A 3,303-nucleotide genomic window follows, 5' to 3' on the forward strand; every position below is an offset into this window, starting at 1 on the left:
CTCCACGATCCCCCTCGACACCCCCCTCTCGAGCCGCTCCCCGAAGGGACTTGCCGTGTTCCGCATTCAAGTCCGTCACTGGGTGACGATGGGGGCCGCCCTGCTGGCCCTCTTCGCGTCGCTCCTCGCCGTCCAGCCGGCCTCACCCGCCGCCGCCGCCGACGGCAAGCCCTACACCAACCCGGTCAAGACGCAAAAAGGCGCCGACCCGTGGCTGGAGTACTACAACGGCAACTACTACCTGGTGACGACCTCGTTCACCGGTGAGCTGACCATGCGCAAGTCGCCCACGCTCGCCGGGCTGAGCACCGCGCCCAGTGTGCAGGTGTGGTCGGACAGCACCTCCACCCGCAACTGGAACATGTGGGCCCCGGAGATCCACTTCTTCGACGGCAAGTGGTACCTCTACTACTCCGCCGGGCCGCGCGCCTCCGCCTGCTGCGACGACCAGCGCACCTACGTGCTGGAGAGCGCCGGGTCCGACCCGATGGGGCCGTACACCTTCAAGAACCAGCTCGCCGGGTCCAACCTCAACCCGGGCGGCTGGCTGATCGACGTCAGCGTGCTCAAGCACGACAACAAGCTGTACCTGGCCGGCAGTGGTTCGGTGGGCGGCAGCAAGCAGAGCCTCGTCATCGCGCCCCTCAGCAACCCGTACACCCTGGCGAGCACCACCTTCACCGTCATCTCCAGCCCGACCCTGAGCTGGGAGACCCAGAGCGGCGAGGTGAACGAGGGCCCCGAGCCGCTCTACCGCAACGGCCGTACCTTCCTGATCTACTCCGCCAGCGCCTGCTGGGGCCCCGACTACAAGCTCGGACAGCTGGAGCTGACCGGGTCCGACCCGCTGCTCGCCTCCTCCTGGACGAAGAAGCAGACCCCGGTCTTCCAGCGCAGCGACGCCAACAGCGTGTACGCGCCCGGCCACAACGGGTTCTTCACCTCGCCCGACGGCACCGAGAACTGGATCGTCTACCACGCCAACGACGCGGCGAGCGACGGCTGCGACAACGGCCGTACGACCCGCGCCCAGAAGTTCACCTGGAACGCCGACGGCACCCCGAACTTCGGCACCCCCGTCGCCCTCGGCGCGACCATCGCCGGCCCCTCCGGCGAGACCGCGACCACCCCGACCGCGTACACCATCGTCAACCGCAACAGCGGCAAGTGCCTCGACGTCACCGGCGGCGGCACGGCCGACGGCACCAACATCGCCCAGTGGACCTGCAACGGCGGGGCCAACCAGAAGTGGCGCATCGAGGACCGCGCCGACGACACCAGCCGCCTGGTGAACGTCGCCACCGGCAAGGTCGCCGACGTCACCGACTGCGCGAGCGCCGACGGCACCGACATCCGGCAGTGGTCCTGGCTGAACAACAACTGCCAGAAGTTCCGCATGGTCTACCTCGGCAACGACTACGTCCGGATCGTCAACGCCGCCACCGGCAAGGTCATGGACGTCGCCGACTGCGGCACCGCCAACGGCTCCGACGTCCGCCAGTGGTCCTGGCTGAACAACAACTGCCAGCAGTGGCGCCTCGCCCCCACCACCGCCTGACCCCGAAAGGCCCAGACAGAACATGAGACACCTCACCAGACGGGCCGTCGTGGCCGCGGCGGCCGCGCTCGCCGTGTTCACCACGATGACCACCCCCGCCCAGGCAGCCGTCCCGGCGTCCCCGGCCGTCACCTTCACCAACCCGATAGCCACGCAGCGGGCCGACCCGCACATCTTCAAGCACACCGACGGCTACTACTACTTCACGGCCACCGTCCCCGCGTACGACAAGATCGTGATGCGCCGGGCGACCACCCTCCAGGGCCTCGCCACGGCCACGGAGACCACGATCTGGACCAAGCACGCCAGCGGTGACATGGGCGCCCACATCTGGGCGCCGGAGATCCACTTCATCGACGGCAAGTGGTACGTGTACTTCGCGGCGGGTGCCACGAACGACATCTGGAAGATCCGGCCGTACGTCCTGGAGACCAGCGCGGCCAACCCGATCACCGGCACGTGGACCGAGAAGGGCCGGATCGCGCTCCCGCTGGACACCTTCTCGCTGGACGCCACCACCTTCACGCACAACGGCACCCGCTACCTCAGCTGGGCGCAGAACGACCCGGCGGTCGGCTCCGGCACCAACCTGTACCTGGCGAAGATGTCCAACCCCTGGACCATCAGCGGCAGCCCGGTGATGATCTCCAAGCCCGAGTACTCCTGGGAGACCGTCGGCCACCGCGTCAACGAGGGCCCGGCCGTCATCCAGAAGAACGGCAAGGTCTTCATGGCCTACTCGGCCGCCGCCACCGACGCCAACTACTGCCTCGGCCTGCTGACCGCCTCCGACACCGCCGACCTCATGAACCCGGCGTCCTGGGCGAAGGCCTCCACACCGGTCTTCAAGAGCAACGCCGCCACCGGCCAGTACGGCCCCGGCCACAACACCTTCACCACGTCCGAGGACGGAAAGTCCGACATCCTCGTCTACCACGACCGCAACTACAAGGACATCAGCGGCGACCCGCTCAACGACCCCAACCGCCGCACCCGCTACCAGAAGTTGTACTGGAACGCCGACGGCACGCCCAACTTCGGCATCCCCGTCGCCGACGGCGTGACCCCGGTCCGGCTGTCCTCCTTCAACTACCCGGGCAAGTTCATCCGGCACTGGGAGTACCGCGCCAAGCTGGAGAGCAACGTCACCAACCTCGCCGACTCGCAGTTCCGGATCGTCACCGGGCTGACGGGCAGCGGCACGGTCTCGCTGGAGTCGGCGAACTTCCCCGGCTACTACCTCCGCCACAAGAACAACGAGCTCTGGGTGGAGAAGGACGACGGCACCGCCCTGTTCGACGCGGACGCGTCCTTCTTCCAGCGGGCGGGCCTCGCCGACACCGCGGCCGGGGTCTCGTACGAGTCGTTCAACTTCCCCGGCCGGTACATCCGGCACTTCAACAACCTGCTCCACACCCAGCCGGTCAGCACGACCCTCGACCGGCAGGACGCCACGTTCTACAAGGAGTAGCGAGTAGCGAGTAGCCGGGAGTTGAGGGGGATCACTCCGGAGGGGCGACCCGCACCAGGCCCGACTGGTACGCCATGACGACCAGTTGGGCCCGGTCGCGGGCGCCCAGTTTCGTCATCGCCCGGTGGACGTGGGTCCGTACCGTCAGCGGGCTCACGTACAGCTTCTCGGCGATCTCGTCGTTGGAGTGGCCCTCGGCGGCCAGGGACATGACCTCGCGCTCGCGGGTGGTGAGGATGGTCAGCTGGTCGGGGGCGGCGAGGCGGTTGCCGGG

General features: G+C 68.0%; 3 protein-coding genes. 2 read left to right on the forward strand and 1 reads right to left on the reverse strand.

Annotated elements, in window-relative coordinates:
• Window positions 1–88: 88 nt before the first annotated feature.
• Window positions 89–1,558, forward strand: a complete 1,470-nt coding sequence (locus P1P70_RS42420; RefSeq protein ID WP_319247525.1) for a family 43 glycosylhydrolase — start codon at window positions 89–91, stop codon at window positions 1,556–1,558.
• 22 nt (window positions 1,559–1,580) lie between these two features.
• Window positions 1,581–3,029 (forward strand): family 43 glycosylhydrolase, encoded by a 1,449-nt coding sequence (locus tag P1P70_RS42425; RefSeq protein ID WP_319247521.1) that lies wholly within the window; start codon window positions 1,581–1,583, stop codon window positions 3,027–3,029.
• Between the two features lie 31 nt (window positions 3,030–3,060).
• Here P1P70_RS42425 and P1P70_RS42430 read toward each other — a convergent pair.
• Window positions 3,061–3,303: helix-turn-helix transcriptional regulator (locus tag P1P70_RS42430; protein WP_319247523.1), on the reverse strand; the 243-nt coding region annotated here is incomplete at its 5' end.

Source organism: Streptomyces sp. MB09-02B, from assembly GCF_033794485.1.
Taxonomy (GTDB): Bacteria; Actinomycetota; Actinomycetes; order Streptomycetales; family Streptomycetaceae; genus Streptomyces.

What these genes read in the sequence shown, in the direction of transcription:
- P1P70_RS42420 (WP_319247525.1), top strand. Translation starts at nt 89, where the DNA reads ATGGGGGCCGCCCTGCTGGCCCTCTTCGCGTCGCTCCTCGCCGTCCAG.
- P1P70_RS42425 (WP_319247521.1), top strand. Translation starts at nt 1,581, where the DNA reads ATGAGACACCTCACCAGACGGGCCGTCGTGGCCGCGGCGGCCGCGCTC.